This is a genomic window from Methylobacterium trifolii (genome assembly GCF_022179685.1).
Taxonomy (GTDB): Bacteria; Pseudomonadota; Alphaproteobacteria; order Rhizobiales; family Beijerinckiaceae; genus Methylobacterium; species Methylobacterium trifolii.
This window is the reverse complement of the sequence record NZ_BPRB01000093.1, coordinates 1-4,896: the sequence shown is the minus strand read 5'-3', so window position 1 is coordinate 4,896 and position 4,896 is coordinate 1. Positions and strand designations below refer to the sequence as shown.

The following is a 4,896-nucleotide window of genomic DNA, read 5'->3' as shown; positions in this document are numbered from 1 at the left end:
AGGCCCCGTCAGCCTTGGCCTTAGTCCGGCGGGGCCGACTGGTGCGGGCCGGTGTCGGGGCAAGCGCCTCGACCGGCACGAGTCGGTAGGTGGTGCAGCCGTCCGCGCGCGTGCTCTTGGCCAACGGCTCACCGGCAGTGCGCAGGCGGGAGAGTGCGGCCCGGCTGGTATGCGCTAGCCAGCCCGTCGCGGCGATGATCTCGACGAGGCTCGCGCCGGTCTCGCGGGCGAGCAGACCGAAGAACACCGCCCGCTTCGTGAGAGGGGGAGATGCTTCACCGTCACCCATGTCGCGGGACGCCGAAGCAGAGGCCAAGGTTGGTGCCTGGACCGGAGGTTCTATTGGGCCGACAGCGGAGTCGAGGCCAGCAAGCGGCCTGGCTCCAGTCGAAATCGGAGGAACCGCGTCCAGGGAGGAGGGCACGGTGGAGTCGGTGGAAGGATAAGAGGCCACTACCGCGGTGGACCGCTTCGCCCGCGGCGCCTTGCGACCAACGGCGCGGTAGCCTGCCGGGGTTAGCCGATGCTCGATCGCGCCTGCGACCTCCTGCCGGGTGACTAGCCCGGACCGGATGAACTTGCCGATCAGACGCTGTTGTGTGGCGGGCTTGAGCGACTCGGGCAGGACAAGGAACCCGTCCGTCCGAGCGGCAGCCTGGGCGAGGTAGCGCGTCTCGGATTGGGTCAAGGGTGTCGTATGCATCTGTGTCATGGCTACGCTCCGAGCTCGGGCAGGGGTTGCTGCCGGACGAGACCGTCCCCGTCACTGACCCGGCCCCGTCATCGGCGTTGAGGGCCGGCGGGGCAGGGGCGTCACCACACGGAACTCGGCATGATCTCAGCCCGCGGGGACCGGTCTCTCGTTCGAGCGCTGCATGCGGCCGATCAGGCAGACGGCGCCGTGCAGGGTCTGGGCTTCACTCAGGAGGCCATCGGGTTCCATGGCGATGCGCAGTGCCTCGCGCTCGGAGCCTGCGGCGGCGCAGGTCAGCGCAGCGCTTGCCACCGCCGCAGCATCGGTCAGACGCAGGCTGATCACGGAAAGGCAGGCGGTAATACTCAGATCGGACGTGCCCATGCTGGCTCCTTATCAGGATTGACCAGCACACACATGCTCGGACTGCCACCGTAGTCCAGTCGAATCGTCAGAGCTCAGCCTCGGATTTTAGAGCAGGCTATCAAGATACGCCGGCCTCTCGACAAGTGTGCAGCCGAATCTCAAACCCCGCTGCCAAATCACGCCGCTTATTCGCAATCCTCCAATCCCAACGGAAGAATTTGACCCTTTGCAGAAGCTGGGAATGTCCGTTTGTCGGCGGCTCGGTGAGGCAGTGACCTACGGCCGAGAGGGTTGGTTCTGCGACCATCCGCTTACGAGCAACCGAGCCAGACGAGCGGACATCTGCAAAAGCGCTGCTCCTGATCAGCCAGCAGCCGCGGTGAGCGTAGTTCCAAGCTGCGCGTCCAGCTCACTTGCGACGCGATCGACCTCCGGGTTCCCGAACTGCCAGAAGGTCGTGGCCGGGCGGTGGTACTCGAAGGCAACGCCGCCCTCGGCATCCTCACGCAGGAGTACCCGGATCGGCGCGTACAGGGCGGCGGAGAGTACGTGCCGGGTCATCCGGGTGGCCGTGAGCGGGTTACCGATGTCGTACTGGATGGCCTTGCGGGTCAGGCCGGTGGTGAGAAGCAAGCCTCCATGATCCCGGGCTCCGAATATCGAGAGCGGCGCTTGCCGTTCGAGGAGGTCGCGCGCCTCGTCCACGTTCCCATCCAGCAGGAGCTTGACATAGGCGTGATCAAGTGGAGGCACCGCGGCTTCCAGAGCCTCCCGCACCGCCTCGAACGGCTTGGTCGAGCGAAGCGTCACGTGCTCCACGGTAACGGCAGCCGAGGTCATGTAACCAGTCATCGGTTCAGTTCCACAAATGGCAGTGATGGAGGGTGAAGGGCCGCAGTGCCTCATGAGGCCGCCCGGGCTTTCGCCGTCGCCGTGAGAATAATGTCGGCCCAGGCCTGCGGACGTTCGAGGGCGCTAAAGTGCCCCGTCCGCTCGAGGGTGACGACTGTCGGCAACGGCACGGCCCTCTCGACGCCCGTGCGATCCTGGAGCGTCGACCAGTCCTTGTCGCCCCAAACGAGCGTGACGGGCGCGGTGATGGAGCGGTAGCGGGCGCGGGCAGAAACAAAGCTCGGGAGAGCTTTGAGGAGCGTCCGTGCCGCCCGGCTGTAGCCGGTGCGAGCGCCGACGCGGGCATACTCGTCCAGGAGGTCCGCGGGCAGGCTACGCGGATCGTGGAAACCTCCTTTCATGATGCCGCCGGTGATGGTTCGGTTCTCCAGCGCCGCGAAGACCGGGCCGACGACCGGCGCGCGCACGCTCTTGATGATGATCGAGGCCAGAAGATTGGATCGCTCCAGGCCCGGCAAATAATCGTATGTGTTGAAGGCGAAGACCTGCTCGACCTTGTCCCCGAGTTCCGCGGCGAGCGAGATCGAGAGGGTCGCCCCGATGGACTCGCCCGCGAGGATCGGCCGCACGATACCGAGGTTGGCGATGAACTCCTTGAGGGCCGCCCGGAGGGTGGGCTCGTCCTTCGGAAATCCCGGCTTCAGGTCCGACCAGCCGAAGCCCGGCAGGTCGAGCGCGTAGACGGTGAAATGCGGCGACAGCATCGGGATCACGCGCTGGAATAGGTCGAGCTGCGTGCGCACGGTGTGGGTCAGAACGAGGTCCGGTCCACGGCCCACGCGCACGTACCGGATGCGGGTCCCGTCCTTCAGGGTCGTGAAGGCGATCTCGCCGGACGGGAGCCAGCGGCGGGTATAGTCTTCGGCGTCCTTGCCGGACGCGACGGGGGATGGTGCGTTCATGGCGGTCGGGGTCCTGAGCGGCGGGACTGCACGGGGTGGCGGCCACGCCTGTTGCAATGAAAGCTAGACGCTCACTGGCATATCCCATATGTCAAACATCCACCTTATTCGGACATTCGCCCTAGAGGTCCGTAATGCCTGCCATCGGTGTTGTCTTGTTCCCCAACTTTCAGGTGATGAACCTGGCCCCCCTGACGGCGTTCGAGATCGCCAACCTGGAGGTTGGCCACGACTTTTACGCGATAACGTTTCTGTCCGAAGTGGGCGGGCCGATCCGGACGTCCATCGGGATGGTCATCGACACCGAGCCCTTCGCAGGCCGGCGCTTCGACACAGTCATCGTCGTCGGCGCGCTTACGGTCGGCCCGTCGGCGCCTGGCCTAATCGAGCGGTTGCGCGAGACGGCCGCCACCGCTCGCCGCGTCGCCGCGACCTGCACCGGGGCGTTTCTCCTGGCCGAGGCGGGCCTGCTCGATGGCAGGAGGGCGGCGACCCACTGGGCCCATGCACGCGAGCTGCAGCGACTTCATCCATCGATCAAGGTCGACGACGACCGCATCTTCATCGCGGACGGCAACGTCTGGACCTCGGCCGGCATGACGGCCGGGATCGACCTCACGCTCGCGCTGGTTGAGGACGATCTCGGAGCCACGGTGTCGAAGGGCATCGCGAAGAAGCTCGTCGTCTATCACCGCAGGACCGGCGGCCAGTCGCAGTTCTCCGCCCTGCTGGAACTTCAGCCGCGGTCCGACCGGGTACAGAAGGTCTTGGCCTACGCCCAGAGCAACCTGAGGAACGAACTCTCCGTCGACGAGCTCGCAGAGGCCGCGTGCCTGGGTCCGCGGCAGTTCAGCCGCATCTTCCGGGAGGAGACCGGTCAGTCACCTGCGAAGGCGGTCGAGAACCTGCGTCTGGATGCCGCCCGAACGATGCTGGAGGACGGTCGGCACTCGCTGGACACCGTCGCCCAGGAGACCGGCTTCGCCGACCGGGAGCGGATGCGGCGCGCGTTCCTCCGAGCCTTCGGCCAGCCGCCCCAGGTCATCCGGCGCAACGCACGCCACCTGAATGGGTCCGACGCCGCGCTGGCAGCTGTTTGCGATTGACCGTCCTGGCGACGGCCTTCATACGGCCGGCGCTCAGTGCACTGTGTGCGATTTCGATGGGGCACGCACGAAGTCCGCTTGCGGGATGCGCGGATACCGATGGGCATGCCTGCCCTGAATCGTCATCCGCCTGTCGGCGCACGAAGGTGCCCTGAAAACCGCCGCCCCCCGAACGTGACAGCATTCCTCGGCTTTCTCGGCGAGATCCTTAAGATCCCGTCACCGTGGGATGTGATGGTCGCGGCCCACGCCGGCCACAGGCCGAAGCTTTCTGAGGCTGAGGACGCCTGAACTCGGACAGGAGAGGCGTCCTCGCGTCGCCGAAGGTTAGTTCGGGATGAGTTCGCGGGCCGGGCCACCGGTTTCCTGACCACGGGCCTGGGCGTAACTCGGAAGCGCGGGGTTCTTGGCGTTGCCGCTGTCGGTGTCCATGCGTCCGAGCCAGTACGGGGAGCCGACGGGCACTGAGAGAGGCTCGGTCCGGACCACGTGGGTCTCGGTGTACTGAACTGTGCGGGCTTCCGAGGCACCCGTCAGAACAGCAAGCGTACAAGCAGACGCAAATAATAGGCCCGAGAGTTTTTTGAGAGAGTTCATGTCATATCTCCATTTATCGTGCCAAGAAAGAAAATGTCAGGCAGCGATAACCGGACAGACGCCAGCTTCTGCTGGTTATTCCCAACCTTCTGTAAAATCATTTCCTTGCCGATTCGGGGCACTCCGTTGTGAGGGGCTATCTCGAAGGCCCGCCCAAAAAGATCTTGGGATGCCGGAATAATCCAGGATTGGCAGCGTCCATGCCTCCGTAGCCAGCCCCGGAAGATCTCCGGTCCGGCCGGTGCGAATGCAGGAGCCCCGCCTATGCCACGAGACCGGACATGACGGACATGTTGCGCCTCATCGAGCCGCTGATCCC

6 protein-coding genes are annotated in these 4,896 nt (G+C 65.3%); 1 reads left to right on the top strand and 5 read right to left on the bottom strand.

Features of this window, described 5'->3' with window-relative positions; genetic code table 11:
- The 4 genes from COGEMETH_RS09455 to COGEMETH_RS09440 all read right to left on the bottom strand — a co-directional run.
- The coding region (locus COGEMETH_RS09455; RefSeq protein ID WP_238182344.1) for a DUF3489 domain-containing protein at nt 1–247 on the bottom strand (247 nt) is incomplete at its 3' end.
- A 591-nt stretch (nt 248–838) separates the two neighbouring features.
- Nucleotides 839–1,078, bottom strand: a complete 240-nt coding sequence (locus COGEMETH_RS09450) for a hypothetical protein (protein WP_238182343.1) — start codon at nt 1,076–1,078, stop codon at nt 839–841.
- A gap of 345 nt (nt 1,079–1,423) precedes the next feature.
- Nucleotides 1,424–1,900 carry a DUF302 domain-containing protein gene (locus COGEMETH_RS09445; RefSeq protein ID WP_306421735.1) on the bottom strand — a complete coding sequence of 159 codons (477 nt, stop codon included), beginning with the start codon at nt 1,898–1,900 and terminating at the stop codon, nt 1,424–1,426.
- A 62-nt stretch (nt 1,901–1,962) separates the two neighbouring features.
- Complete coding sequence (locus COGEMETH_RS09440) at nt 1,963–2,874, bottom strand: alpha/beta fold hydrolase (protein WP_238182341.1); 912 nt, start codon at nt 2,872–2,874, stop codon at nt 1,963–1,965.
- A gap of 134 nt (nt 2,875–3,008) precedes the next feature.
- Here COGEMETH_RS09440 and COGEMETH_RS09435 point away from each other — a divergent pair, with 134 nt between their 5' ends.
- A complete protein-coding gene (locus tag COGEMETH_RS09435; RefSeq protein WP_238182340.1) occupies nt 3,009–3,980 on the top strand; it encodes a GlxA family transcriptional regulator in 972 nt (323 codons plus the stop codon).
- Nucleotides 3,981–4,573: 593 nt separating this feature from the next.
- Here COGEMETH_RS09435 and COGEMETH_RS09430 read toward each other — a convergent pair.
- The coding region (locus tag COGEMETH_RS09430; protein ID WP_238182339.1) for a hypothetical protein at nt 4,574–4,896 on the bottom strand (323 nt) is incomplete at its 5' end.